The organism is Paenibacillus naphthalenovorans, assembly GCF_001465255.1.
Lineage (GTDB): Bacteria > Bacillota > Bacilli > Paenibacillales > NBRC-103111 > Paenibacillus_G > Paenibacillus_G naphthalenovorans.
This window is the reverse complement of sequence record NZ_CP013652.1, coordinates 171671-197123: the sequence shown is the minus strand read 5'-3', so window position 1 is coordinate 197123 and position 25453 is coordinate 171671. Positions and strand designations below refer to the sequence as shown.

The following is a 25453-nucleotide window of genomic DNA, read 5'->3' as shown; positions in this document are numbered from 1 at the left end:
CTTTCTATTTTTTAAAGCATGACTCAACCGGGCTATTCGTATGAAACATTGTGTGAACAAACACAAGTCTATGAAAAAAAATAGCGATACCTAAGAACTCGGTATCGCTAATCCATCAGTGAGCTTCCGCACTATACTTTTTTGCTTTGGCCGACAAGCCTTTGATATCCCTGAACCCAACGTATTTCTTGCTGTCCTCGTCCCAGATTCGGAAACGAAGGGACCGCAAGCTGGTTCGTAAAGTGATCGTCTGTACATCTTGTAATCTGTGGTTTGAATGATGAGCCCGCTCCAAATAGTAGTTAGGCACCCTTGGGCTCAGGTGATGAATGTGATGAAAACCGATATTCCCGGTTATCCAGTGCAGGACTCTGGGAAGCTTGTAGAACGAACTGCCTTGTAAGGCTGCTTTTACATAATCCCAATTTTCATCGGTTTCATAATAGGCTTCCTCAAACTGGTGCTGTACATAGAAGAGCCAGATTCCGGCTATTCCTGATACAAGAAAAATCGGGCCTTGAACAAGGAGAAACTGCTGCCACCCAATAGTCCAGCAGAGCAAGCCTGCAAGCCCGGCAATGCTGATGTTCGTGATATACGTATTGATCCGTTCCTTCATCCCGGCGCGTTTGCGGTTAAAACGATAATCAATGAGGAAAATGTAGATCGGGCCGAGCCCAAACATGAAGAGAGGATTCCGGTACAAACGATAGACTAGGCGTTTTAGCCATGACGCGGACAAATACTCCGCCACCGTTAGCGTCCAAATATCTCCCGTTCCACGCTTACTCAAGTTGCCGCTGGTCGCATGATGGACCGTGTGAGTGTGTCTCCATTGGTAATAGGGGCAGCAGGTAAGGATACCGGTTATTGTTCCTACCATTTCATTAGCCATCCGGTTTTTGAAAAAGGATTTATGGCAGCAATCGTGAAAAATGATGAAAATCCGGACCAGAAATCCGCCGGCAACCACAGCCGCCGCAAGCGTAAGCCAATAAGAAATGGAAAGACTCCAATAAGCAAGGTACCAAAGCAGAAAAAACGGCCCCAGCGTATTGATGATCTGCCATACACTGTAATTCGTATGCGGTCTTTCGTAAGGTGCAATATCTTCCCGCCAACTTTGTCCCTCGTGTTGTGAGCTTGAAATAATGATCCCTCTCTCTTCATCTCAAAATGTCTATTTGTGATAGGGTTGAATTTCATTTCTTCAGGAGAATAATACAACCCCCAAACTATATAATACGCTAGATTTCGTATAAAGTTTCAACTTTTTTCTAATGCGGGCTTAAAAATATTGATTGGTGATTATTGGAAGAGATATAATTTTTATAAGAATCATTTGTTTTCTGCATCATTGGACAGGAGGGGATCTCCGTGGAGCTCCGGCAATTGCAATATTTTCTTACTGTAGCCGAAGAGCTGAATTTCAGTCGCGCGGCGGAACGTCTTCAAATCACGCAGCCACCCTTGAGCTTACAAATTCAACATTTGGAGAGTGAATTAGGCGTTCTGCTATTTTACCGAAATAATCGGCATGTGGAATTAACTGATGCCGGGAAAGTCTTTGCAGACGAGGTTCGCAAAATGCTGGACTACCTGCGGCGTGCCATAGAAAATACGAAACGTACCCATCACGGTGAAATCGGCAAGCTAACGGTTGGCTTTGTCGGTTCTGCCACTTACGACATTCTCCCCATGGTTCTGCGGGAGTTCCGCAGTCTGTACCCGGATGTCCAAGTGCATCTTCTTGAATTGCCGACACCTAAGCAAATCGAAGCGCTGCGAGAAGATGAAATCGATGTAGGGGTGTTAAGACCGCCCGTTCATGACGAAAACATACGTACCGAAATCGTTTCGTCCGTCCCCTGTGTGTTGGCCGTGCCAAAGCAGCATCCGCTGGTGAATAAAAAAGACATTTCACTTACCGATCTCGCCCCCTACCCCTTTGTCATGTTATCCAGAAAAACGTGGGCAGGTCTTTATGATGAAATTCTGGGTTTATGCAGCCCTACCATCCAGCAGGAAGCTTTTGAGTTTCAAACCGTGATCGGTTTAGTCGCAGCGGGTATGGGGATCGCCGTAGTTCCCCAATCGGCCATGAATTTGCATACTCAGGACGTGGAATACATTGATCTCAACAATCAATTTCCTGCAGCTTCCATGGGTGTGTCGTGGCGACGGAACGATCAATCCCCTTTGGTGAAGGCATTTATCAAGATCGCGATGGAAACGGGTTGAATTCTTTATTTTTGAATTTGAATATTTGCTGCCAGATATCTTCTGCTTTGGGCGGCATAGTGCTCGGCAGACGATCGCAATGACTTCCACTCCTGCTCCGTTAATTCCCGTACAACTTTACCCGGATTACCCATCACTAAGGTTCTTGGAGGGATGACTTTACCTTGCGTAATCAGGGTGTTTGCAGCGATCAAGACTTGTTCGCCGATCACCGCATGGTTCATAATCGTTGAACCCATGCCAATCAATGCGCCATCTTTAATCGTACATCCGTGCAGGATGACGTTGTGGCCAACAGTGACTTCATTACCCACGTTAAGGGGAACATTGGCGTCTACATGGAGAATGCTCCCGTCCTGAATATTGGACCTTTCTCCAATGACAATGGGGGCGTTGTCTCCCCTGATCACCGCATTAAACCATACGCTGGACTCTTTACCTATCTTGATATTCCCGATCAACTGCGCTCCAGGGGCAATATACACGGTTGAATCCAACTCGGGATGATGATTCTCCAACGGAAAAATCATAGGGTCCTCTCCCTCCTTATTTTAAAATTTGACTTCCTAAGCAGATTGATAAACGGCTTCAACCAAGTCAATACGATCAATGGAGGAAAACCCTTTTTACCGGGTTTCCCTCCGAGCCGTTTGGATAATTTTTTCCACCAAGGCTTTCGCATCATTGGCTTCAATGGTTGTTAATTGAATCCGGCAAAAGGGCTTCTCTCTGCATTGTAAACAACGTCTGAAGCAATCGACGACGGCAACGCTCACCTCATCCCGGTAATCCCGTTGAAGCATGTCTATGGCTTCGCCGCTCCCTGCCGATTTGATGTTCCGTTCACAAAACTTGGCCACCCTCATGCCCGCTGCTCCTGTCTGTTCCTGTTATAGAGGATTCACGGAAGGGGTTTCTCTTCCTCTTGATCGTAAAAGGTAAATTGGATATCCAGGGTGCGAAGGTAGGTTTGAAGACCGGCGTCCTGGATCGGGATGATATAGGCGGGCTCCCCGGATTCATTGTGATGGGAATGCCATAATCCCGGAGGCGTCACGAAAGCCTTTCCTGTTTCCCAATCCACACGAACGGGATCGATGATCTTGGCGGTAACGGGGTCAATCTTATCGCCGACCAGCGTATACGTCCCCGGGGCGGCATAAGCTACGAAGTCGAGAGCCACCGACTTATGACTGTGCGGAGCCTGATTGGCTCCCACGGGAACGATGCCAAACATGGCCCAAAGCACATGCGTAATCGTTAAAGTCTGGTCAAATTTCCGGTTGTTTAACAAAATGGAAATCCGGTTCTTTTCATGCGCGTCCGGTGCATCAGTCACTTCTTTCAATTTGGCATTGGCTTCTTCCGCCGTAAAGAGGACCGGCGTGAATCGCGGTTCCGTCGCTTTAGCCCCAAGATAATCGAGAAGCGGGGTATCGAGAATGTAATAGATCGTCGTATCTTCCGTCGTGGTATGCCGGCTGTTCGATCCGGAAGGAAGCGTCATGAAATCGCCTTTCTTCCAGCTGATCGTCTTCCCGTTTAACTCCGTTCTGCCGGCACCCGAAATCACATAGTATAATTCACTGGTTGCGTTGGGGTGTGTCGTGATGGAATCTCCAGCATTGATTCGAATGAAATGGGCGAGAAGCGACGGACTCGTTGCCGGATATTCCGTTCTCAATTCGCTGGAAAGATCCAGCTTAACGATACGGGTTGCGCCTGAGTTATGCAAGTCGGGAGGGAATTCTTTGACGGGTATCGGACTGATGATACCGCTTCCAATCGGGTCCGCCGCGGTACTATATTCATAGAACCGGGCATCCCCCGTCCAATTTTCATTCAAGGTACCGATGGATAAATTTCCTGGCTGTGCAGTTTTAGACATATACAAAACCTCCTGCCATTTTTTGATAATCCTATCGTACCTTTATTCAGAAAAATTGTACAATATATAATTTGTATCATGATGATATGCTTGCTGTATAACTCCGCAGCCGGAAGGCAGACGTTGTCCTTCAACCCCCTACCCTTTCCCTCGGAAAATGAAAGTCAAAATCGCAGCCTTGATCCGCTTGAAGAACATGCCGTCGATACAACCACTTATAACCCGTATCTGTAAATTGCGGCGGACTCCAGCTTTCTTTTCTCCTGGTCAGCTCTTCTTCTGAAACAAGCAGCTCGAGAGATCCTCTTTCCGCGTCCAGCTCGATCCAATCTCCATCCTTCACCAGCCCGATAGGCCCGCCTACCGCCGCTTCCGGTGCAATGTGGAGAACCACCGTGCCAAATGCCGTACCGCTCATTCTGCAATCCGACAGCCTCAGCATGTCTCTGACGCCTTGTTTGAGCAATTTCTGAGGGATAGGAAGCATCCCCGCCTCCGGCATACCCGGCGCCCCTACAGGACCGGCATGTTGAAGCACAAGGATGCTATCCGGAGTCACCTCTAAATCCGGATCATGGATGCGCTGTTCCATATCCTCGATGGATGTAAAGACGACAGCCTGACCCTTATGCTTCAGCAGCTTCTTGTCGATCACAGCCTTCGGCTTGATGATCGCTCCGTCGGGAGCCAGATTCCCCCGCAGCACGGCAATTCCGCCGTTAGGATATAATGGCGCCTTCAAAGACTTGATAATATGACTATAGTGAGGCTTCGACTGTACATCCTTCAGATTGTCCTTAAGCGTTTTTCCGGTAACCGTCAATTCATCCAGATGCAAAAGAGGAGACAATTCTTTCAGGACTGCCGGAACCCCGCCGGCATAATAAAAATCCTGCATTTGATACTCGCCTGCCGGTCTTAAATTGGCGATAAACGGCGTGGTTTGACTCAACGCTTCAAAACGGTCCAATGTAAGTCCGATCCCCAGCCTTCTGGCGATCGCGATCAAATGAATAACGGCATTGGAAGATCCCCCGACAGCCATCAGGGTACGAATGGCATTATCGAAAGCTTTTTCCGTCATGATATCCGATGGCCGGATATGCTCTTGGACGAGCCGGACAATCGCCTTACCGGTTTCCTTGGCAAGTCTCATCCGCTCATGGACGGTGGCCGGGGCCGCCGCTCCACCCGGCAGCATCATTCCGAGCGCCTCGGAACAGGCCGCCATGGTGCTTGCCGATCCCATCACCATACAGTGTCCCGCTGTCGGAGCAAGCTGTGCATTGATTTCATTGATCTCTTCTTCACTGACGGTTCCGGCTTTATACTCCTGCCAAAAGAACCGGCAATCCGAGCAGGCGCCAAGCGTTTTTCCATTATACTCTCCATTGTTCATCGGACCGCCGGTAAACATAATGGCGGGCTTATTGGCACTGGCGGCTCCCATCAGCTGGGCGGGAGTCATTTTATCGCATCCGCCGATCAGCACTACTCCGTCAATAGGCTGAGCCGTGATCATCTCCTCGGTATCCATGGCCGCCAAGTTCCGATAAAGCATGGTCGTCGGACTCGTAAACATTTCTCCTATCGAAATCGTAGGGAACTCAAGCGGAATCCCCCCGGCCATAATGACACCTTGCTTTATTGCATCCACCATAGGCTGGATGTGACTGTGACACCGGTTAATCTCACTAAAGGTATTGCAAATGCCAATGACCGGTTTGTCAAAATCCTGTTCGTCATAACCCAGATGCCGCTGAAACGCCATTCGTATGAAATGACTGAAGCCGGAATCGCCATAAGATGTATTCGTTTTCACAAATGAATCCCTCCTCATGCAAACGAAAGTTTTATGATACGCGCCATGCCTTTATATCCTGAAAAGCCGGCCAGCAATATAAACTGGTCGGCTTCTATATCATTATTCATGGACTGATTATTTTATTATTCAACAAGCTTCACCCGCAGCCCATGTTCCCCAAGCACTTCAAGCATGGCGGCCTTCGCTTCTTCCTCATCCGGACCGTGGACATGAAGCTCATGTTCTCCGGAATCCGTAAGGGTGGTATACAATCCGAGAAGGCTTTTGGCATCGACAAATTTATTATTATACTTTAATACAATAGAAGATTTGAATTGATTTGCGGCTTGGACTATCCTAACAATAGTTTCTGTATGAGTCGCCATTACCGTTACCTCCCCAATAAAATGAAATTGATCAATCTTTCAAGACCTACCCTTCCACTCCCGTGCCTGTGTTCCGCTGAACAAATTGAAGCAGCTCACGATCCGGTCCGTAGAAGAAAATGGTCTTTCCCCCGTCTGGAGCAGGTTGAGGTTGTTCGCTGTTGAATTGAATGCCTTTTTGGCGGTAATAGTTCATCGCTTCTTCCATATTGTCCACCGTAAAAGCCAAATGATTGACGATTCCCTTGACGGAGTAATCCCCCTGCGGCTCGCGATCCTGAATCAGCTCGATCTCAAAGCCCGGCTGATTTTCGTGATATAGGAAAGCCATTTCCCGTACAGGGTTTTGTCCTTTGAGCCGCAGCTTATATCCGAACATATCCCTGTAATACGCGATGGACCTTTCCAGATCGGTAACGATAATCGCTACATGCTCCGCTTTTTTTATCATGTTCTTTTTTCTCCTTATCCAGTGTTTTGTGAATTGCTGCTCCAATGCTTTAAGACAGTTTAATCGTACAATCGCCGAGCGTTTGTTCTCCCCATAATAGAGCCAGCCGGTCGCCGTCGGAAACAGGCCCTACTCCCTCCGGGGTCCCGGTAAAAATAATATCCCCTTCACCAAGTCCAAAATGAAGCGCAGAATAATCGACGAGCGTCTGCAGATCAAAAATCATATTTTGAATATTGCCGACCTGAACCTGCTCCCCATTCTTCAAGAGAGCAAAATTGGTAGTTTTACACCCTTCTACACCCGGGAAAGCAATAAATTTAGTCAGCACCGCAGAATTGGGAAAGCCTTTGGCCAAGAGCCAAGGATAGCTTTTTTTCTTCAGCTCGTTTTGGACATCGCGCAAAGTAAAGTCGATGCCGACAGCCATGCCGTCCACAATATCGTCTACTTTGATGCCTTTTTCATAGGGTCTGCCTATCCGAATGACCAACTCGACTTCAAAATGAATGGATCCGCGGTCCCCCGGCAGGATGACCTCCTGTCCCTTCGCTTCTGCGAGTGCGTGCGTAGGTTTGGAAAACAGAAAAGGGGCTGTGGGGACTTCATTTTGTAATTCCTTTGCATGTAAAGCGTAATTGCGTCCGACACAATAAATGTTTCGAATCGAGTTCATATCGATTACACCTCTTCATCCTTTATAACTTCATTTATGATGGCGGCATCAATACATTCATACCAATGCTTTGAAACAGATGAAAGCATTTGGAAACGATAGTTCAACATTATCACAGGGTTCATTCGTTGTAAACGCTTGATTTCCCTTGAAAAACCAAACACAAAAATCCCCTTCAGGCAACCGAATCGCATCGTTCTGGCCGATGTCCTTCTTGGATGCCTCAAGGGGAATGAATCTACAGCGGATAGGAGCGGTTTATTTCACGAAACGGACGCGCGCTGTCAGCGGCTGGAATTCCTTATCTCCCGGTTCCGCCGTTTTCTTGCCGAAAGGCAGTTGTGCAATAAGATTCCATTGCTGCGGAATAGTCCATGTTTGTTTGACATCCCCGTCAATCAAGGGATTATAGTGCTGCAGACTGGCGCCGAGGCCTTCCGCATCCAGGGCGGTCCAGATCACGAATTGAAGCATACCTGATGACTGGTGAGACCAGAGCGGAAAGTTGTCTTTATAGGTTGGAAACTGATTTTGCAGCGAATCGATGACGGTCTGGTCCTCGAAGAAAAGGACGGTTCCATATCCGTTGCGGAACCCGTTGATCCGCTGCTCGGTTGCCGAGAAGTCTCCGGTCACGATTTTGCGCAGCGCTTCCTTCGTGATGTCCCAAAGCCTGTTATGATGGTCACCGAACAATACGACAACGCGGGCACTTTGGCTGTTGAACGCGGAGGGCGTATGTTTTACCGCTTCATTCACGATTTCCTGAATACGTACATCGGGTACGGGAGACGCTTTGCTAATGCCATAAATGCTCCGGCGATGTTGGACTGTCGTTAAAAATTCGTTCGCCTTGACTTCAAGGGCCATCGGTAAATTCCTCCTTGGTAGTTATCCTTCATAATCTGACCAAGCGCAGGCTTTACTATTCATCAAGATTTGGCAGTTCATCGTCACGCCGCAATGCTATTCCACCCCGTTAACCAAAGGAACGGAAGGCTTATTCAGGGCTTGTAAATCCAATCCTGAAGATCAAAATCCTTCTTGATAATCCCATTATCAAACAAATATTTTTTGGTGCCTTCAAGCAGCTTCAAGCCATCCTCGGGCAAATCCTCCACAGGCCATTCGCCAATGTCAAAGGAGGCTTTCACAACGTCGACCGGATAACCGGACGATTCGGCATAAAGCTGGTAAAACTCTTCGGCGTTCGACTGAACTTCTTTCGCCGCCCTTTGGCGAATCCCGTTCCACACTTTGACGAATTCAGGGTTTCTCGAAAGATAGTCCTCGCTGACAACACTGACGCTGGAACCGCGAAGATCCGGATGGTTCTTCGCTTCATCAATCGCTTTGTAGCCTTTGCTGATGACCAGCGGACCAAAGCCTGTCGGATAAGCATAGGCTTCAATATCGCCGCGGGCCAACGCCGCTTCGGCGTCCGCCGGAAGCAAATGAACGACCTTGATATCTTTATCCAGCCCTTTCTCAAGAAGCAGGCCTCTGACATAACGGCTCACATATGAACCGTCGGCGGTAGCGATTTTCTTGCCTTTCAGATCTTCCACGGTTTGAGGGCCATCCTTCTTGGCTACAAGCCAGGCATTCATGCCGGATTGACTAATATTAATCAGCTTGGTCTTCAGCCCGACGGAACGGGCATTAATCGCAGGCGTATCCCCATAAATGCCTACATCCAGTGCTCCAGAAGCAAGGGCTTCGTTCAGGTTCGGTCCGTTCGGAAATGATTTAATGGTAATCTCGGTCACACCGTGTTTTTTTAATTCCGATTCCAGATATCCTTTTTTCTGCGCCCAGCCTTCCACCCCGGTAATGGTTCCCTTGTTATTTGGAGAAATATAACCGATACGCAGCGTCGGTTCGAGCGAGGTCCCGGATTCCTTCGTTGAAGCTTGACCGGAGGTTCCGCCCGCCTCGGGCGCTTCCGGCGCTTTGGTGCCGGAAGTTCCGCATCCAACAAGGGCAAAAGCAAATACGGCAGTAAGAAGCAATGTAAAAGTCCATTGTTTACGGAATGGTTTCATTTTCATTTCGATAACCCCTTGTCTGTCTCTTTCTAATGGCTGTGCATACGTTTGAATAAAATATAAGATTCGTCTTCAGAAGCGGTGGATCTGGCTCCTTTATTCCAGCCCACGTCTTTACGATAGCTGCCTAACAAACCGCCATGGATCAGCTCCGATTCATTCAAATCGGCGTCCCGTTCCGCGAACGGCGCTACGTATAAAGCATCCGCGGGGCAGTACAATTCGCACATAAAGCAGCTTTGGCAATCGGATTTCCGTGCGATGACAGGGACGCCGTCCGGTTCGGTTGCCGGATCGAATACGTTCGTCGGGCAAACGGTTACGCACTGGTTGCAGTTGACGCAGCGGTCTTTATTCAGGATTTCGATCACTAGATCGCAGCCTCCTTTTTAGGGTATTGCGAATATTCGGATAATGGTTTGACCCACAGTTGGTCCAGGCCTCCACTGATCAAACGATAATGCTGATTGGGGTCGGAACCCGGATAATCCTCCCGCCGGTGCATTCCGCGCGTCTCGCGGCGAACGCTCGCGCTGGCAAACATCCAGCGGGCCGTTGCTGTCATCGCTGCCGCTTCCCTGATCCGGACGATATCGCCGCCGTCTGTTTGTACCCCGCGTTTCAATTCGTTCCAGACATGGTTGAGGCGCTGAAGTCCCTTCTCCAGGCCAGCTCCCGTTCTAAACCAATTACGGTCGTATGGAAACACTTCGTTCTGGACAGCCTGAATAATCTCTTTGGTATCCGCAGCTCCTTTTTGTCCCGTTGTAACGGTCACAACTCCTGTCCGTTCGGATACTCTTTGCGCATTGCGCCTGGAAGCGTGAATCCCCTGCTTCAGCGCATAGCGAGCCGCCCCCTCGCCCGACCAATATCCTGAAGACATAGCCCAAGCTGCATTATGGCTTCCGCCGCCGGTAAACCCTCCGCATATCAATTCACGCGTTGCCGCATCCCCGGCTGCATACAGTCCCGGCACTTTGGTCGCACAGGTTTCATCAACGACGTGAATCCCGCCCGTTCCGCGCACCGTTCCTTCGAATCTTAGCGAGACAGGAAACTTCTGTGTGAACGGATCAATGCCAAGCCGGTCGAAGGAGAGAAAAAAGTTCGGCTGGGCCTTGCGCATCGTCCGCTTAAGCTCGTCATCCGCTTTATCCAGCCGCGCATAAACCGGCTGCGTGAGCAGTGTTCGCGCAATGACCGAACGGCCGCGCTGTGAACCTGCGCCTTCGATGACCCGGCCGTCTTCATAATAAAAGGTAGCCCAGGTATAGAAGGCTGACTTGGTCACCGGGGAGAACGCAGGGCACAAAGAGTAGGCCGTCGAGAACTCCATTCCTGAAAAATCAGCGCCCGCTTCACCAGCCATGAGGTACCCGTCCCCCGTCAGTACATTCGTACCCAGCGCCTTGCTCAGAAAAGCGCAGCCGCCTGTAGCGATGATCACTGCCGCGGCGTCGACACGCCACGACTGCTTCGTCTGAATATGGGTTCCTACGGCTCCGGCAACGCCATGCTCATCGGCAAGAAGCTCTAACGCCGGGCTGTGATCGAGGATTCGCACCCCTGCCTTCTTCACCTGTTTTCTCATCAGCTTCATATATTCCGGCCCTTGAAGGCTATTGCGCTGGGAAACTCCCTTGTCATCGGTAGGGAACGGGTATCCCCAATCCGCAACTTGATTCATATTGATATACGTACGATCAAGCACCCGCTTCATCCAGCCTCGGTCGGCCAAATAGCCCCCCAGGGCTTCCCGGCTTTTCATCGCAGTCTCCTGCTCCTGAGGCGTCGGGTTCACATACCACACGCCTGTACCGGACGGGGCCGTAGCTCCGCTCGTTCCGCAGTACCCTTTGTCAACCAGTATGACCTTGGCTCCTTCTTTCGCTGCCGCAACCGCCGCCCATGTGCCGGCCGGTCCTCCGCCGATCACCAAAACATCAGCACTAAGATGGACATCATATCCGCTCATTGTAATCCCGCCTTTATTGTAATAAGATTTTTTATGTGAATAAAAAAGCCCGCAGTGAACTTCCAGCTCCCCTGGTTCTTTCAATAACAGCCGGTCTAACATCCGTTATTCCAAATGAGCGAACCTGCCGCTATCCGGCGGAGCAGGCGGATCTTGGCCTCCATGACCACGCTCTGGCGATCGGCACAACACGGCCCATTTCTTTCATGACCATCGCTTCTTCCTCCTGTTCTACGCTTTATTCGCGAAGTTATGGTGCCACTGAAGCAGCCGCCGTTCGAGAAACTTGGTTACAAGATCAGAGCATTTGCCCAGCAGTGCATATAAGATGACACACAAGACGACGACATCCATCCGCATGAACTCGCGGGCATGGGAGGCCATGTAGCCAATGCCGGAATCGGCGGCTATCGTCTCTGCAACAATCAGCGTGATCCACATGATGCCTAGAGAAAACCGCACGCCAAGCAAAATATGGGAGAGAGCCCCCGGCAGGATGACATGGGTGAACAAGGAGACTCCTTTTAAGCCGTAAACGCGTCCCATTTCGATTAACCCCGGATCTACGGAACGAATACCGTGAAAGGTGTTCAGGTAGATCGGAAAGGCGACGCCCAGGGATACAAGAAACAGCTTTGACGTTTCACCAATTCCAAACCAAAGAATGACCAAAGGAATAAGAGCCAAATGCGGAATGGTGCGGAGCATCTGGACGGTTGTATCGATAAACCGTTCCGCCACCGGAAACAGCCCGTTCAACAAACCGATAAGGAAAGCAATGCTTCCGCCGATGATAAATCCCAGAAAAGCCCTCTGGGTGCTGGAACCTACATATTCCAGCAGCGTTCCGTCCAGCACGACCTCGATCAGCGCCTCCACTACCTCAAGCGGAGTCGGAAGGATGCGCTGTGAAAGAAATCCTGTGACGCCGAGCACTTGCCATACGGCCAATATAAGAACCGGCAGTACCCAGGGCTGCCAGGCGGTTGTGAACTTGCGTTCTGTCATATTCCATCCTCTCCTGGTTTAAAATCGTGTTGATAAAAACAAAGCGACTTCCTACTTTTTAGTAACAACCTAAAAAGGTGGAAGTCGCCTCTGTGTCGGGTGGACTTACTGATGTTGTCATATAATAAACAATTCTTATTGACTAACTCGGATTAATATGTTGACACTAATATATCACCCCGCTCACAGACAGTCAATATTTTTTTTACAGCAGCGGAATCCATCCGCTTCAATGCGGTACCGAAACCCTTTTAACACCTTACCGACGCCCTGCAGCCCGCCTTTATTTTCGATTCAGCAGATGGCTTGTTTCAGAATTCGTCAAAAAGTAGTAATATAGAACTTGGCAAGCATGACTTAGGAATGGATGAACAGGTTCAGACTAAGGAAAAGAGACTAGATTTTTTGGAGGGTAGTTCGTGAACAAGACGAATGATTTAATGACTGATGCCATGGAGATGCTGGCGGCAACCAGCCGGACCTTTTACATACCGATCAGCGGTTTGGTTCCCGGTTTAAAGGAAGCGGTAGCCTCTGCTTATTTATGTATGCGGGCGATTGATGAGATCGAAGACCATCCGGAGATGGCCCCTGATGTGAAAATCAAGCTGCTGCTCGGGATAAGCAAACACCTGCATGAGCCTACCGAGCTGGAGTCTCTTTTCTCTCCATATCGTCATACTTTAGATGATGTTACTCTGCGTATTAGCGATTGGGTAAGTCTGTGCCCGCCTTCTATTGCGCCGCGCGTCCTGCAAGGTACGGCGACCATGTCGGAGCAAATGGCCGAGTGGGTGGGCAGAGATTGGAATATACGAACGGAAGAGGATTTGGATTACTACACATACTGCGTGGCCGGAGCGGTTGGGGAACTTCTTTCCGACCTGTGGATGTGGTATGACGGTACCGAAACGGATCGCGCCAAATCGGTAGCCTTCGGCCGCGGCCTTCAGGCTGTAAATATTCTTCGCAACCGTATTGAGGATTCCACCAGAGGCGTGAACTTTTTCCCCGATCATTGGGGCATGGATGAAATGTTCGTCTATACCAAGCGCAATCTGAAACTGGCCGATGAGTATATCGCAGATATTCAGCCCGGTCCGATTCTCAATTTTTGCAGTATTCCGCTGGCACTAGCCCATGCTACCGTCCAGGCTCTGAGCGCCGGTGAAAGCAAGCTGAACCGGGCCGCAGTATTGGAAATCGTAAGCAGGCTGACCGGAGGAGCAAAAGCCTAGAGACTCATTCATATCGGAGAACGGAAGAGCGCGTGCCCGATGCCCGCACCCGCCATATAATGCTCCGGATGATATTTCCCGGTCAATATTCCCCTTAGGAAATTAACAGATAGAAAGCCATAAGATGGGATGCGGAATCCGAGCTGACACGCGGGGCGTCGGATTCCTGAATTTCCCCGGCAACGCTGCGTTCCGAATGTCGAACCGCACAGCCGCGGCCCATCTTTGGGAAACCGCCACCTGTCTCTTTTCCCTCTTATAATAAACGAGCTAGCTATGCCGTAAGGCACAGAACCTCCGGACAAGTTCCCCCGGGACGTCCGCCACCGACGGATTGCCGCCGCTAATTATTCAACCGCTGTACAAAAGCTTGAACGATGACCTCTCCAGCTGTACACCTGCGTAAACACCAATAACTCCCATAAATTGTTGAAGATGATGGCTTCACGATCATTTCCGTCCCTTGTCTCTTTAAATCTTTTTTATTTCAAGTTAACAATGTTATACATCTCCGTTAACAGCCTTCTGACAAATGCTATTTATAATATATAAAAAAAGTGTGGGAGAGAGTCAGATGAAAAAAGGATTCTTGATCATGAGTTTGGCGGCATTACTGATCTCCGGCGGCTGCGGCACAAGCGGACAGCCTTCCTCTGCGCAAGGAGCGCAAGCCACTCCGCAAACAGAGCCGGTTCCGGAAGCAACCAACCCGGTTTCCGGAAAGCTATCGTTCTATACTTCCCAGCCGGAAGGCGATGTGACCAAGCTGATTGCCGAATTCAACAAGAAATACCCTGATGTTCAAGTCACAAGCTTCCGGTCCGGAACGGAAGAAGTGACCGCCAAAATTGCGGCGGAAAACCAAGCCGGAAAAGTGCAGGCGGACGTACTTTTGCTGGCTGATTCCGTAACCTTCGAAGGCTTAAAGAAGCAGGATCTGCTGTTATCCTACAAATCGCCGGAATTATCTAAAATTCCAAAGGATTTTACAGATCCGGATGGAATGTATTCCGGCACGAAGGTCATGGCCACCGTGCTTGCGATCAATACACAAAAGGCAGCAACCCCGCCGTCCTCTTGGAAAGCGCTGGCTGCCGCCGAGACCAGGGATGCCGGCATCATGCCAAGTCCGCTCTATTCCGGCGCCGCCGCATATAATGTGGGCGTCTTTACCCGCACCGAAGGATTCGGATGGGATTATTTCAAAGGCTTGAAAGCAAACAACATTGCCGTTGTCAAAGGGAATGGAGCCGTTCTGAACGCCGTAGCGAGCGGTGAAAAATCGTACGGCATGGTCGTTGATTATCTTGTAGCCCGCGAGAAGGCCAAGGGTGCTCCCGTCGATTTGATCTACCCCGCGGAAGGTGTACCTGTGATTACCGAACCGATCGGAATTATGAAACAAACGGCAAACGAAAAGGCGGCCAAAGCTTTCGTCGATTTCGTTCTGTCCGAGGAAGGCCAAAAATTAGCCTCCGATATCGGATACACGCCGATTCGCGAAGGCATTCCGGCGCCGCAAGGATTAAAGAGCATCTCCGAACTTAAAGTCATCTCCTCGGATATTTCCCAATTGACCAACGACCGCGACTCGGATAAAAAACAGTTTACAGAATTGTTCGGACAATAAGAAGCGGAGATTATCCATCATGATCGATTCGAAAAACGTTCAGCTGGCAAGGGAGGAAATCGGGGAACCCTCCCCCCTCCTCTCTTCCTTCCTTTCACTTACTAAACGAGCGGCTGTTCTGCTGGCCATTCTTTCTCTTCTCGTGTTCTTTATCGTGCCTATAGCAAAATTAATAGGGTTAAGCGCGCAGAGCAGCACCGGTTTTTCGCTGGAACATTATGCGGATATTTTACGGCAGGAACGGTTATGGAAGACGTTGAAGGATACGTTTATTATCGTAGCAGGTTCCTCTTCGGTATCTATGCTGTTAGGCGTCCTAGCCGCGTGGGTGATGGCTTACACCGACCTAAGACATAAAAAAGCACTGCATATGGCAATGATGCTTTCCTTTATACTTCCTTCCTACGTGTTGACGTTATCCTGGTCTTCCTTCATGGGCACCCAGGGGATCGCCGCACATGTACTGCAATGGTTTAACCCCAATGCCAAGCCATGGAGCATGTACAGCTACGGCGGAATTATTTTCGTCATGGGCATTCATCATTTTCCCCTGGTTTATCTTTTGACCGTTGACGTGCTGAAGAAAATTCCCCGTGATTTGGAGTGGGCGACAAGGGCCGGCGGCGCGGGAAAGCTAAAGACATTTTGTCTGATCACGCTTCCCTTGGCCTTACCCGGATTGACGGCGGGAGGACTGCTTGTATTCTTATCCTCTTTGGACAATTTCGGAATCCCGGCTTTTCTCGGCATTCCGAAAAACATATCCGTATTAAGCACGCTGATTTATGAGGAAATCGTCGGCTTTGGCCCCTCCGCCTTTGCAAGAGGAGCGGTATTATCCGTTATGCTGGGAATGATCGCCGTCATTGTCACCCTTCTGCAATGGCTTGCCGTCAGAAAAATCAAAACGGCGGATACCGTTATGATCGATAACCATCCGCGCTACTCGCTTGGAAAGCACCGGACATGGATAACTGCCGCCGTTTGGGCTTTTCTCGCCATGATAACGGTTGTCCCATTGGTTTCCATGGTCGCCACTTCCTTGAAAAAAGCATACGGGCTTCCTTTTCATCCGGCCAATTTGACGCTCTCCAACTACAGATACATTCTGTTTGAAAATCCAAAAGTATGGCAATCGATTCAAAACAGCCTGATGCTTTCCGTAACAACACTGGCCGTCTGCCTGGTGCTCGGCTCTCTGCTTGCTTATGCCCGGGTGCGCAAGCCTTCATGGATAACCAAATCGGCAGAGTTGGCGGTCGCCGTACCTTACACACTGCCCGGAATTGTATTTGGTTTAGCCATGATTTTTGCCTGGATGGAGCCGATTCCCGGATGGAATCCCGGCATTTACGGCTCGATCCGCATTTTGTTTATCGCTTATGTGTGCCGTTTTCTCATTTTGCAGGTGAGGGCGGGGATCGCTTCCTTTATGCAAATCGATGTTTCGATGGAAGAAGCGGCCCGCATTTTTGGCGCCGGTTTCTGGAAAAAATGGACTTCCATCCTGCTGCCGCTTCTGCTTCCGGGACTGCTTAGCGGCGCGTTTCTTGTCTTTTTGACGGCTTTTACCGAGCTTACCGTGTCTGCATTGTTATGGTCGACAGGCTCTCAAACCATCGGGGTGACCATATTCAGCTTTGAGCAGGCCGGCGATACGCTGTACTCAACCGCCCTGTCCAGCTTGATTGTCATCATGATCATTGTGGGAATGGCGGTTCTGCACACGCTGAACAAGCGTCAATCCAAAAAAGGAGTTCAGCAGCCATGAGCATTCAATTCATCGAAGTCAGCAAAGCGTTCGGCAGCTTTCAGGCCCTGAAATCTTTAAATTTAACGATAGACAAAGGCGAATTCCTCGCGATTCTGGGCCCTTCCGGCTGCGGGAAGACGACACTCCTGCGGCTGCTCGCAGGCTTTGAACAGCCTTCGACCGGAGAAATCTACATGAATCAGACACTCGTGGCAAAGCCGGGCTACAGCCTGCCACCGGAAAAAAGAAGAATCGGGATGGTTTTTCAAGCCTTTGCCCTGTGGCCGCACATGAACGTGGCGGAGCACGTCCGTTTTCCCATCCGTCATCACAAGGAGACACCATCCCATATCCGGAAAAATGAGCAGCACCGGATCGCCAGCGTCCTGCAAATGGTCGGCTTGCCGGAGCACGGTTCACGTATGCCGCATGAGCTGTCCGGAGGCCAAAAGCAGCGGGTCGCTATCGCAAGAGCCATTGCCGCAGAACCCTCGATTTTGTTGATGGACGAACCGCTCAGCAGTCTGGATGCGATGCTTCGCATGGATATGCGCCGTGAAATCCAGTCCGTCCACAGACAAACCGGAACGGCTGTCGTGTATGTAACGCACGACCAAGGCGAGGCCTTGGCGATGGCGGACCGGATTGTCGTCATGAAGGACGGGAATATCGAACAAGTCGGGACGCCGCAAGATATTTATCTGCGGCCGCAAACGGAATTTGTCGCCAAATTCGTATCCAAAGCCAATCTCATCCGAGGCCGGTGGCATAACGATACGTTCGTACCGGCAGGCTCCGACGGTACCGTGCAATGGAGCGGCAGCCGTGTGGCAAGCTATTTTAAATCGCGCGGTCTATATCCGGCAAGACCGGATCAATTGCTGCTGGGCCCGCCCAATCAGACAAGTATTCAGGGCAAGGTGATGAACGTGCAGTTTCAGGGCAAGGAATTTATTTATCATATTCGTTGCGAGGACGGACAATGGGAAATTTGCTCTCCGCTTCACTTTCAGTTGAACGACAAGGTGTCCATTCAATTAGCGGCCGGCGAACAGCATTTGAAATATAACCATATCGGGGTGTTTACGTGACGAAAAGGCGAAGTTAATTTGTTCGCTGCAAGATGGGATGCCGTTAGTTCGTCCGGGCGATTCAAAAAATACGTTCTGGTCTTCGCGAGAGGAAGGGGCGACTTGTGCCGGCGAAGAACTCGGCGCTTCGGCATACCCTTGCGGCTTCACCGCTGCTCTTTGCCGGAAGCTCTCTTGCGAGATCTTCGGCTGTCTGTGCTCTTCGCGCGAACGCATCGGTTTCCTCTCTCCTTTCCCGCGACTACCCAAGTCTACAGCGTCAGCCCTTGGCGGCTTTGGATTTTGCCTTGGTGTAGAGGCTCATCCGACTAACACTGCCTCAAATTGGGCTCATGTACCTTGGCCCGTGCTTTTCTTGGCCCGTGCTTTTGCCTCCGGCATCCTTCAGATTCCGCCTCGCGGCGGACGCCCTTGCCCTTGGCTAACGGTAGGCGCTCGCCAGCCCCCGTTCGGGACTCTCACCCTAAAGATGACGCCCATGCCATGCTGGGCGTACACAGCAATAAACCGGAGGCCGATGTCCTCCGGTTTATCATCATGGCGCACTATTTTCGACGACTTCCAAGTAAAAGCCATCCACCTCTTGTTCCGCTTCTCTTAGAAGATCAAGCAATTGATCCGCGTATTCACCCAGATGACGTCTGCTGGCTTCTGGATCTATCCATCGGATCGTCAAGGGGAGCCGTACCCATCCCGTCAGGCAATCCCACAAAGCGTCCAGATTGCTGCCATAGGTGTCGGGCAGCTGCAGTTCTTTTTTTAGAAAGTCGTGTAATTGCTGCCGTTCCTTTATGTGACTTCCTTCTAACTGTACCGTATGCATATGCGTCCTCCCCTTGTTATTTTATCCGGGTAAACGTTCGATAATGATCTGTAGTCTTATAGATGAGCCCATCGTTGGAAAAGACGATCCGGTCGCTGCCGCGGGCTCCCTTTTTATAATTGATATCGGCCTCATACCATATTCTCCCGTTCTTCTTGGGAAGCAAGCCTTCGCGGTTTTGAAATACATCGCCGCCTATGCTTTTGCCGGGCGCGACTTCCGCCAGATTGCCCTTTTGCGGATCCCATCCTAATTTTCTGGCTTCATTCTTGGTAATAAAATTATCCGGAAGCTTACCGTGCTTCGAGATGTATTCCGCAACCTCATCGAAACCGGTTAGTGCTGCAGTTTGCCCCGCCTGATCTTCACGGTCAACTGCAGGTGCACAGCCGCTCAAACCTATGACGAATGAAACGATGAGCACTGTGCAAAGCCATTTCCATAACTTCATCACTTTCCTGCTTTCCCCCAAACTGATTTGATCTTCATTAATAATGTGGCATATTTTGATCATAAAAACAATTTGTGTTTCAAAGATGTCACATCATCATTAAGGATCGCAAAGTCAAAAATAATATTTGACAAAATTGTGAACATGCGTAGAATGGAAATAAAGGAGTGAAGATCATGAACGAACCTCAACCGAAAGCGATGAAATTCACCAACACCGTTTCGGCCGCATCCGCCATTTTAGGGTTTATCGTTATTATTATGAGCTTCTTTGTAAGCGGTATCCAAACGGAATATCTTTTATTCAGCGGCATAGGCGTTATCGTCTCGTCTGTATTCGTGTATCTTTTCGGCTTAGTCCTGGGTCTGATGGAGAATGCGGCCCACGAAAGCAGCCGAAGCCTTTCCACCGCGAAAAAAAGGGCTACCCCAAGTCATTAAGACGGGGCGCCCTCTTTTCTTGTTAATGGATATGGTCTCCAAACGACATGACCCATATGGTCCCGAGTACAATGATAATGGCCATGAAAATACCATAAAAAATATTAATGAGCTGCGATTTTCGATCCTCACCCTCATTGACATGCATGAACATGAATAATTGAAGTCCGGCTTGGATTACCGCCAAAGTGCCGATAATCCACATAATGGTATGAAACGGCAAGGATGTTTTTAAGGCCACGCCGGCTGCGGCAAAGGTGAGCACCAAGGATAATATAAATCCAAAGACATGCCCCAAGGGAAAGCCTTTCGCTTTGTTATCCATTTAAGCCACCATCCCTTTTAAATACACGAATGTAAAGATAAAGATCCAGACGACGTCCAGAAAATGCCAGTACAAGCCGATAATAAATGTTTTTCGAGCCGTTACCGGAGTCAAGCCTCTTTGCAGAAGCTGAATAATGATCATGATTCCCCAGCCGATCCCCAAGGTCACGTGCGCACCGTGGGTTCCGAGCAGAACGAAAAAGCTGGACAGGAAGGCGCTCGTTTGCATGGTGGCGCCCAAATGAACGTAGTGGATGAATTCGTTCACTTCCATATAGAGAAACCCGATCCCCAGCAGGAAAGTAACTGCCAGCCAACCGATCAAGCCTTTGAGATGATTTCGGCGCATTTCGAAGATAGCTAAACCGCAGGTAAAGCTGCTGGTCAACAGCAATAGGGTTTGAATCATGACTTCTTTGATCATAATAATGTCCTGATGGGTCGGACCCCCTGCATACCGTTCGTAAAGCACGCCGTACACACCGAAAAGCGTCGAGAACAAGACGATCTCAGCCCCGAGGAAAATCCAGAATCCGAGAACATTCATCCGGTTTTGTGCGGTTTGATATTCCAAAGGCTGCGTTGTGTTGACATTAGCCGACATACCGGTTCACCTCTCCTTCCCTGTTTCTCCAAGCCTGCTCCGTCATTTCAATTTCTTCCTTATGCACGTGATAACCGTCGTCGTAGTCGAAAGAGCGGACGATCATTCCGACAATAATGCCTACAGCCGCAACTGCCGCCGCCATGTGCCATTCGAATACCAGAAAGAATCCGGTAATGCCGAACACCACGCACATGATAAACGGAAGTCCCGTATTGCTGGGCATATGAATCTCTTCAATATCCTCTTTTTTAAGTGTCAGGCCTACGTTGTTCTTTTTCATATGCCAGAAGGCATCCTGTGTCGTTACTTCCGGAAGCTTGGTGAAATTATAATGCTGAACCGGCGAAGCGGTAGCCCACTCCAGCGTTCTCGCATCCCATGGGTCACTGGATACGTTGCGGTCCGCATAGCGAATACTCCAGTAAATGTTATAACAAAAGACGGCAAAACCTATCGCCAGGATCACGGAGCCGATCGCCGACACCAGGAACAGCGGAGCGAAGCCCGATTCCGCCGAGTAAGTGTAAGCCCGTCTTACCGCACCGTCCAAACCAAGGAAGAACATCGGAAAGAACGTAATATTGAAGCCGATGACAAACAGCCAGAAGTGCCATTTGCCGATTTTTTCATTCAGCATGTGACCGAACATTTTGGGCCACCAGTAGTATAGGCCGGCAAATACGGCAAATACTACACCTGGAATCAGAACGTAATGGAAATGCGCGACCAGAAAAAGCGTATTATGATACTGATAGTCGGCCGCACCCATGCCCAGCATCACGCCTGTGACCCCGCCGATCACAAAGCAGGGCACAAAAGCCAGCGCCCACAGCATCGCGGTCGTCATTTTGATGCGGCCTTTGCGCATCGTAAACAACCAGTTAAACATTTTGACGCCTGTCGGAACGGCAATCAGCATCGTCGTAATCGAGAAAAACGAGTTGACCAACGCTCCCGCGCCCATGGTGTAAAAGTGGTGCACCCACACGACCATACTGAGAATGGCAATCCCCAGAATGGAAAATACCATCGATTTATAGCCATAAAGCGTTTTGCGGGAGAAGGTCGCAATGACTTCGGAGAAGATTCCGAACGCCGGGAGTATGACAATATATACTTCCGGGTGAGCCCAAAGCCAGAACAGGTTCGCCCACAGCATATCCAGACCGCCGCCGGATAAGGTAAAGAAATGGGTGCCGTACAACCGGTCGAACGTCATCAGGGCAAGCGCCACCGTAAAGATCGGAAAGGCAGCCACAATGATCACGGATGTGATTAATGTCGTCCAGGTGAACATCGGCATTTTCATTAAAGTCATGCCTTTGGTTCTCATTTTGAGAATGGTGACGATAAAATTGATCCCTGTCATCAGCGTGCCGATCCCTGCGATCTGCAGAGCAATGGCATAATAGTTGTTGCCTATGCCGGGACTGAATTCTTTACCCGCAAGGGGGAAGTAGGAAGTCCATCCCGCATCGGGAGATCCGCCGATTACAAACGAGATGTTAAACAGCATCGCACCGCTGAAGAACAGCCAGAAGCTCCAGGCGTTCAATTGCGGGAAAGCCACATCCCTCGCTCCGATTTGCAGAGGAATAATGACGTTCATCAATCCGATCAGGAACGGCATCGCCATGAACAGAATCATAATCACGCCGTGCGTCGTAAAAATTTCGTTGTAATGCTGAGCGTTCAAAAACTGCAATTCCGGCCTGGACGTTTGCGCCTTCATTAACAAGCCGTCCATGCCTCCGCGGAAAAACATCAGAACAGCGGAGATGATATACATAATTCCGATCCGTTTATGGTCGACGGTGGTCAGCCATTCCTTCCACAGCCATCTCCACCTTTTGAGATAAGTCAGTGTTGCGACAATCCCGATTATGGTCAAAAGAATGGCAATCTGAGAACCTAGAATTAACGGATCCCCCGTTATAAAAAACTCATCCCATTTAATGCCCATGATGCCCACCTCCGTCGGTGTTACTCTGTTCTTTCTGCTCTACAGGACTGGTTTCTTTGTTCCCGGGATTACCTTTGTTCCCGGTGTTATCTATGTTCCCTGCGTTCCCTTTGCCTTTGTTCTGATAATTATCTTCTTCCTCAAACACTTTGCCCTGATAACCGTGATACCTGTACAGCTCAGGATGGGTGTACGTCAAGGAATCGGGCTCCGCATGGTTAACCCATTCCAGATGCGTATTGGAAAAAGTCAATCGTCCCAAATGAGTCGGTCTCAACAGCTCTTCATATTTTTCTTCCGTCAGCTTCGGAGCGGTATTGGCGACATCCTTTACCCATTGGTCAAAATCCTCTTGGGTTTGAGCCAACACCTCAAATTCCATATCCGCATATCCCCGGCCGTTGAAGTTGGTGTTCCGGCCTAAATACGAACCGGGATGATCCGCGACAAGATACAATTGCGTCTGCATTTTGCCCATCGTATATTTTTGTCCGCCTAAAGCCGGAACCCAGAAAGACTGCATGGTGCTGGCCGACGTTAATTTAAACAAAATAGGCGTATCCTCCGGTATATTGACATAGTTGACGGTCTCGATCCCCTGCTCCGGATAGCTGAAGATCCATTTCCAATCCGCCGAAGTGACATGAATCGTAATCGGCTTTTTTTCCTCATAGCCCTTGGGGACTTCCTCCAAATCATACAGCGTTGTTACCGTAGGGATCGTCAAGGCGACAACGATGAGGATCGGAATCGCGGTCCAAATGACCTCCAGCAGCGTACTGCCGTGCTCCTCCGGCGGCTCATAATCTTTATTTTCAGGCCTCTCGCGATATTTCCATACAATATAACCGAACAGCCCGAACACGACAACAACGACAAGCAGCATCCAAATCAATGACCAGTTAATCAGCTCCATAATGCTTCTGGCCACAGGTCCCTGGGGTTGAAAAACAACCAGATTCGGTTCGCAGCCGCTTAGCAGCACAACCAAAATGATTGCCAGTGGAGAAAATAGCAGCTTGCGGTAATTCATGGTGGCTCATCTCCTTTCAGAAACAGAGATTGCGAAAAATTTCACAATCTGTTCAAAATCTTTGTGATTCATTTCACTTGATAACTAGATCATAGCACGGCCTTTTCAAGGAAAGTGTTACAGATCGGTTAAAACTGTGACAAATCCGGGAATTTACTTGTTTCATAAAAATTCTGAAGGGAGCCAAACCGCTCGAGAAAACGCCGTGTTCTTGCGGATCGCCAAAACGGCAAAAAGACATCCTCTCAGGGATGCCTTTTTTCTCAAATAGCCATATCAATCTACAGGTGTATATAACCCGGATCGTTCCTTCATCCATTCGAACAAGTGAGAAACAATGACTTTCAATACGGCATAGCCGGGAACGGCCAAGATCACGCCAAGCACTCCGAATAAGTTGCCTGCCGTTAAAATAACAAAAATGATCGTAATCGGATGAATCTGCAGCGTTTTGCCCATAATTTGCGGCGAGATGAATTTGCCTTCAATTAACTGAACAATGGTCCAGATCACGATCATTTTCAGCAGCATGACCGGTGAAGTCATCGTGGCCACGATCAGAGCCGGTGTGATGGCAATCGCCGGACCCAAATAAGGTACGATACTCGTACAGGCCGCTACGATCGCCAGGACAAGGGAATATTCCAAACCGATAATGCGGTAGCCCACGTATAATAAGAAGCCGATGCAGCAGCTGACGATGATCTGTCCCCGGATATAAGAACTGATCTGATTATTCATCTCGATCATCACCCGGTGCGTTTCATCGCGAAGCGCTGTAGGTATGAAGCCCAAAATATATTGTGGGAGCTTTCGTCCGTCCTTCAGCAGATAAAACAATATAAACGGTACGATAATGACAGCGAGAATGGTTTCCGTTACAGCCCCCACAAAGCTTCCGATACTCGCTCCCGCACGATTCACAATTGCGGAAACTCTGGATGACAGGCTGTTCATCCAGTCGGTTGAGCTCGTACCCAGCGTTTGCTGAAGCTGATTAAAAATCGGACTGCCTATGAGCTGCCTGAACCTGGTTTCGAACTCTTTGCTGTATCTGGGGATGTTATCCATCAGCCCAAGTACTTGTTCGCGGATAAGCGGTACAACCGTCACCAGGAGCAGGGTAATCGCACAAATAATGACCAGATACAGAAGGAAGATCGCATAAACCCGTTTGATCCTCTTTCTCTCCATCCAATCGACAATAGGATTGAGCAAATAAAAGGCGATTCCTGTGAGGAGAAGCGGAAGCAGCACGGTCTTGACCAGCACAACGAGAGGCGAGAATACGTAAGGGATTTTGTTTAGTACCAGAATGTTTAAGCCGATCAAAAGCAAGATCATTAAAAACAAGACGAATTTATTATTTAGAAAGAAACGTCTAAACGTATTCGTCCTATGACGCGGATCCCCCATGCGGTTTAATCCTCCTGACTATTCGGCAATGGTTAACTGCGGCATTCACTTTCTACATAGAATAACTTTTATTTGAGGAAAGAACAAGCGACGAATTCAAGAGCCGGAAAGCAGCATGAAATGTGCATAACTTCCATTGTGGATATGTTAGTATGTTTCAAAAAAACGAACCACAGCCCCTATAGATCAGATGTTAATTTT

At 49.3% G+C, this 25453-nt stretch carries 27 protein-coding genes; 7 read left to right on the top strand and 20 right to left on the bottom strand.

Annotation, left to right across the window (positions count from 1 at the left end; all coding sequences use genetic code 11):
- Nucleotides 1-115: 115 nt before the first annotated feature.
- Nucleotides 116-1150 carry a Delta(5) desaturase DesA gene (gene desA / locus IJ22_RS00950; RefSeq protein WP_062406549.1) on the bottom strand — a complete coding sequence of 345 codons (1035 nt, stop codon included), beginning with the start codon at nt 1148-1150 and terminating at the stop codon, nt 116-118.
- Nucleotides 1151-1377: 227 nt separating this feature from the next.
- On the opposite strand from desA, the gene IJ22_RS00945 reads away from it, so the two are divergent.
- Nucleotides 1378-2241 (top strand): LysR family transcriptional regulator, encoded by an 864-nt coding sequence (locus IJ22_RS00945; protein WP_062406543.1) that lies wholly within the window; start codon nt 1378-1380, stop codon nt 2239-2241.
- A 5-nt stretch (nt 2242-2246) separates the two neighbouring features.
- Here the strand turns inward: IJ22_RS00945 and IJ22_RS00940 are convergent, their stop codons facing one another.
- The 12 genes from IJ22_RS00940 to IJ22_RS00880 all read right to left on the bottom strand — a co-directional run bounded on the left by IJ22_RS00940 (nt 2247) and on the right by IJ22_RS00880 (nt 12480).
- Nucleotides 2247-2771 (bottom strand): gamma carbonic anhydrase family protein, encoded by a 525-nt coding sequence (locus IJ22_RS00940; protein WP_054819277.1) that lies wholly within the window; start codon nt 2769-2771, stop codon nt 2247-2249.
- Nucleotides 2772-2867: 96 nt separating this feature from the next.
- Nucleotides 2868-3107 (bottom strand): DUF1450 domain-containing protein, encoded by a 240-nt coding sequence (locus IJ22_RS00935; protein WP_054819276.1) that lies wholly within the window; start codon nt 3105-3107, stop codon nt 2868-2870.
- A 35-nt stretch (nt 3108-3142) separates the two neighbouring features.
- Nucleotides 3143-4129 (bottom strand): cupin domain-containing protein, encoded by a 987-nt coding sequence (locus tag IJ22_RS00930; protein ID WP_062406541.1) that lies wholly within the window; start codon nt 4127-4129, stop codon nt 3143-3145.
- A 130-nt stretch (nt 4130-4259) separates the two neighbouring features.
- A complete protein-coding gene (locus tag IJ22_RS00925) occupies nt 4260-5951 on the bottom strand; it encodes a dihydroxy-acid dehydratase (RefSeq protein WP_235594227.1) in 1692 nt (563 codons plus the stop codon).
- A 125-nt stretch (nt 5952-6076) separates the two neighbouring features.
- Nucleotides 6077-6319: an HPr family phosphocarrier protein gene (locus IJ22_RS00920; RefSeq protein WP_054819275.1), complete on the bottom strand. Its 243-nt coding sequence runs from the start codon at nt 6317-6319 to the stop codon at nt 6077-6079.
- Nucleotides 6320-6365: 46 nt separating this feature from the next.
- Nucleotides 6366-6770: a VOC family protein gene (locus IJ22_RS00915; protein ID WP_062406535.1), complete on the bottom strand. Its 405-nt coding sequence runs from the start codon at nt 6768-6770 to the stop codon at nt 6366-6368.
- 49 nt (nt 6771-6819) lie between these two features.
- Complete coding sequence (locus IJ22_RS00910) at nt 6820-7446, bottom strand: fumarylacetoacetate hydrolase family protein (protein WP_062406532.1); 627 nt, start codon at nt 7444-7446, stop codon at nt 6820-6822.
- A gap of 258 nt (nt 7447-7704) precedes the next feature.
- Nucleotides 7705-8316: a nitroreductase family protein gene (locus tag IJ22_RS00900; RefSeq protein WP_062406525.1), complete on the bottom strand. Its 612-nt coding sequence runs from the start codon at nt 8314-8316 to the stop codon at nt 7705-7707.
- 134 nt (nt 8317-8450) lie between these two features.
- Nucleotides 8451-9497, bottom strand: coding sequence for an ABC transporter substrate-binding protein (locus tag IJ22_RS00895; RefSeq protein WP_062406522.1), 1047 nt, complete (start codon nt 9495-9497; stop codon nt 8451-8453).
- Between the two features lie 26 nt (nt 9498-9523).
- Complete coding sequence (locus IJ22_RS00890) at nt 9524-9865, bottom strand: 4Fe-4S dicluster domain-containing protein (RefSeq protein ID WP_054819270.1); 342 nt, start codon at nt 9863-9865, stop codon at nt 9524-9526.
- Nucleotides 9865-11472: an FAD-dependent oxidoreductase gene (locus IJ22_RS00885; RefSeq protein WP_062410811.1), complete on the bottom strand. Its 1608-nt coding sequence runs from the start codon at nt 11470-11472 to the stop codon at nt 9865-9867. The genes IJ22_RS00890 and IJ22_RS00885 overlap by 1 nt, the downstream gene beginning before the upstream one ends.
- 231 nt (nt 11473-11703) lie before the next feature.
- Nucleotides 11704-12480 (bottom strand): ABC transporter permease subunit, encoded by a 777-nt coding sequence (locus IJ22_RS00880; protein ID WP_062406519.1) that lies wholly within the window; start codon nt 12478-12480, stop codon nt 11704-11706.
- Between the two features lie 452 nt (nt 12481-12932).
- Between IJ22_RS00880 and IJ22_RS00875 the strand changes: the two genes are divergently transcribed.
- From IJ22_RS00875 to IJ22_RS26200, 5 genes are all read left to right on the top strand, one after another.
- A complete protein-coding gene (locus tag IJ22_RS00875; protein WP_062410810.1) occupies nt 12933-13718 on the top strand; it encodes a squalene/phytoene synthase family protein in 786 nt (261 codons plus the stop codon).
- A 574-nt stretch (nt 13719-14292) separates the two neighbouring features.
- On the top strand, nt 14293-15348 hold the full coding sequence (locus IJ22_RS00870) for an ABC transporter substrate-binding protein (protein ID WP_082660605.1): 1056 nt from the start codon (nt 14293-14295) through the stop codon (nt 15346-15348).
- 19 nt (nt 15349-15367) lie between these two features.
- Nucleotides 15368-17119: an ABC transporter permease gene (locus tag IJ22_RS00865; protein WP_074727965.1), complete on the top strand. Its 1752-nt coding sequence runs from the start codon at nt 15368-15370 to the stop codon at nt 17117-17119.
- The gene (locus IJ22_RS00860) at nt 17116-18192 is read left to right on the top strand and encodes an ABC transporter ATP-binding protein (protein WP_062406513.1); all 1077 of its coding nucleotides are present in this window, start codon (nt 17116-17118) and stop codon (nt 18190-18192) included. Before IJ22_RS00865 ends, IJ22_RS00860 begins: the two co-directional genes overlap by 4 nt.
- Nucleotides 18193-18296: 104 nt before the next feature.
- A complete protein-coding gene (locus IJ22_RS26200; protein WP_160327332.1) occupies nt 18297-18488 on the top strand; it encodes a hypothetical protein in 192 nt (63 codons plus the stop codon).
- A 239-nt stretch (nt 18489-18727) separates the two neighbouring features.
- Here IJ22_RS26200 and IJ22_RS00855 read toward each other — a convergent pair whose 3' ends face one another.
- Together IJ22_RS00855 and IJ22_RS00850 are read right to left on the bottom strand one after the other, a co-directional pair.
- A complete protein-coding gene (locus IJ22_RS00855) occupies nt 18728-19015 on the bottom strand; it encodes a barstar family protein (protein WP_062406510.1) in 288 nt (95 codons plus the stop codon).
- Between the two features lie 16 nt (nt 19016-19031).
- A complete protein-coding gene (locus IJ22_RS00850) occupies nt 19032-19466 on the bottom strand; it encodes a ribonuclease domain-containing protein (protein ID WP_062410808.1) in 435 nt (144 codons plus the stop codon).
- A 176-nt stretch (nt 19467-19642) separates the two neighbouring features.
- Between IJ22_RS00850 and IJ22_RS00845 the strand changes: the two genes are divergently transcribed.
- Complete coding sequence (locus IJ22_RS00845) at nt 19643-19906, top strand: thioredoxin domain-containing protein (protein ID WP_062406507.1); 264 nt, start codon at nt 19643-19645, stop codon at nt 19904-19906.
- Nucleotides 19907-19928: 22 nt separating this feature from the next.
- On the opposite strand, the gene qoxD is transcribed toward IJ22_RS00845, so the two are convergent.
- The 5 genes from qoxD to IJ22_RS00820 all read right to left on the bottom strand — a co-directional run bounded on the left by qoxD (nt 19929) and on the right by IJ22_RS00820 (nt 25252).
- A complete protein-coding gene (gene qoxD / locus IJ22_RS00840; RefSeq protein ID WP_054819267.1) occupies nt 19929-20231 on the bottom strand; it encodes a cytochrome aa3 quinol oxidase subunit IV in 303 nt (100 codons plus the stop codon).
- Entirely contained in the window at nt 20232-20837 is a 606-nt protein-coding gene (qoxC, locus tag IJ22_RS00835; protein WP_054819266.1) for a cytochrome aa3 quinol oxidase subunit III, read from the bottom strand.
- A complete protein-coding gene (gene qoxB, locus IJ22_RS00830; protein ID WP_062406504.1) occupies nt 20827-22803 on the bottom strand; it encodes a cytochrome aa3 quinol oxidase subunit I in 1977 nt (658 codons plus the stop codon). Before qoxB ends, qoxC begins: the two co-directional genes overlap by 11 nt.
- Nucleotides 22793-23836: a cytochrome aa3 quinol oxidase subunit II gene (qoxA, locus tag IJ22_RS00825; protein ID WP_062406501.1), complete on the bottom strand. Its 1044-nt coding sequence runs from the start codon at nt 23834-23836 to the stop codon at nt 22793-22795. Before qoxA ends, qoxB begins: the two co-directional genes overlap by 11 nt.
- Before the next feature lie 276 nt (nt 23837-24112).
- On the bottom strand, nt 24113-25252 hold the full coding sequence (locus IJ22_RS00820) for an AI-2E family transporter (RefSeq protein ID WP_062406497.1): 1140 nt from the start codon (nt 25250-25252) through the stop codon (nt 24113-24115).
- Nucleotides 25253-25453: the final 201 nt, after the last annotated feature.

Coding starts and splice junctions, on each gene's coding strand:
- IJ22_RS00940 (WP_054819277.1), bottom strand. CDS start 2,771: ATGATTTTTCCGTTGGAGAATCATCATCCCGAGTTGGATTCAACCGTG.
- IJ22_RS00875 (WP_062410810.1), top strand. CDS start 12,933: ATGGAGATGCTGGCGGCAACCAGCCGGACCTTTTACATACCGATCAGC.
- IJ22_RS00870 (WP_082660605.1), top strand. CDS start 14,293: ATGAAAAAAGGATTCTTGATCATGAGTTTGGCGGCATTACTGATCTCC.
- IJ22_RS00885 (WP_062410811.1), bottom strand. CDS start 11,472: ATGAGCGGATATGATGTCCATCTTAGTGCTGATGTTTTGGTGATCGGC.
- IJ22_RS00930 (WP_062406541.1), bottom strand. CDS start 4,129: ATGTCTAAAACTGCACAGCCAGGAAATTTATCCATCGGTACCTTGAAT.
- qoxD (WP_054819267.1), bottom strand. CDS start 20,231: ATGGATAACAAAGCGAAAGGCTTTCCCTTGGGGCATGTCTTTGGATTT.
- IJ22_RS00820 (WP_062406497.1), bottom strand. CDS start 25,252: ATGGGGGATCCGCGTCATAGGACGAATACGTTTAGACGTTTCTTTCTA.
- IJ22_RS00920 (WP_054819275.1), bottom strand. CDS start 6,319: ATGGCGACTCATACAGAAACTATTGTTAGGATAGTCCAAGCCGCAAAT.
- qoxC (WP_054819266.1), bottom strand. CDS start 20,837: ATGTCGGCTAATGTCAACACAACGCAGCCTTTGGAATATCAAACCGCA.
- IJ22_RS00915 (WP_062406535.1), bottom strand. CDS start 6,770: ATGATAAAAAAAGCGGAGCATGTAGCGATTATCGTTACCGATCTGGAA.
- IJ22_RS00900 (WP_062406525.1), bottom strand. CDS start 8,316: ATGGCCCTTGAAGTCAAGGCGAACGAATTTTTAACGACAGTCCAACAT.
- IJ22_RS00895 (WP_062406522.1), bottom strand. CDS start 9,497: ATGAAAATGAAACCATTCCGTAAACAATGGACTTTTACATTGCTTCTT.
- IJ22_RS00910 (WP_062406532.1), bottom strand. CDS start 7,446: ATGAACTCGATTCGAAACATTTATTGTGTCGGACGCAATTACGCTTTA.
- qoxB (WP_062406504.1), bottom strand. CDS start 22,803: ATGGGCATTAAATGGGATGAGTTTTTTATAACGGGGGATCCGTTAATT.
- IJ22_RS00860 (WP_062406513.1), top strand. CDS start 17,116: ATGAGCATTCAATTCATCGAAGTCAGCAAAGCGTTCGGCAGCTTTCAG.
- IJ22_RS00880 (WP_062406519.1), bottom strand. CDS start 12,480: ATGACAGAACGCAAGTTCACAACCGCCTGGCAGCCCTGGGTACTGCCG.
- IJ22_RS00855 (WP_062406510.1), bottom strand. CDS start 19,015: ATGCATACGGTACAGTTAGAAGGAAGTCACATAAAGGAACGGCAGCAA.
- IJ22_RS00865 (WP_074727965.1), top strand. CDS start 15,368: ATGATCGATTCGAAAAACGTTCAGCTGGCAAGGGAGGAAATCGGGGAA.
- IJ22_RS00935 (WP_054819276.1), bottom strand. CDS start 3,107: ATGAGGGTGGCCAAGTTTTGTGAACGGAACATCAAATCGGCAGGGAGC.
- IJ22_RS00845 (WP_062406507.1), top strand. CDS start 19,643: ATGAACGAACCTCAACCGAAAGCGATGAAATTCACCAACACCGTTTCG.
- IJ22_RS00850 (WP_062410808.1), bottom strand. CDS start 19,466: ATGAAGTTATGGAAATGGCTTTGCACAGTGCTCATCGTTTCATTCGTC.
- qoxA (WP_062406501.1), bottom strand. CDS start 23,836: ATGAATTACCGCAAGCTGCTATTTTCTCCACTGGCAATCATTTTGGTT.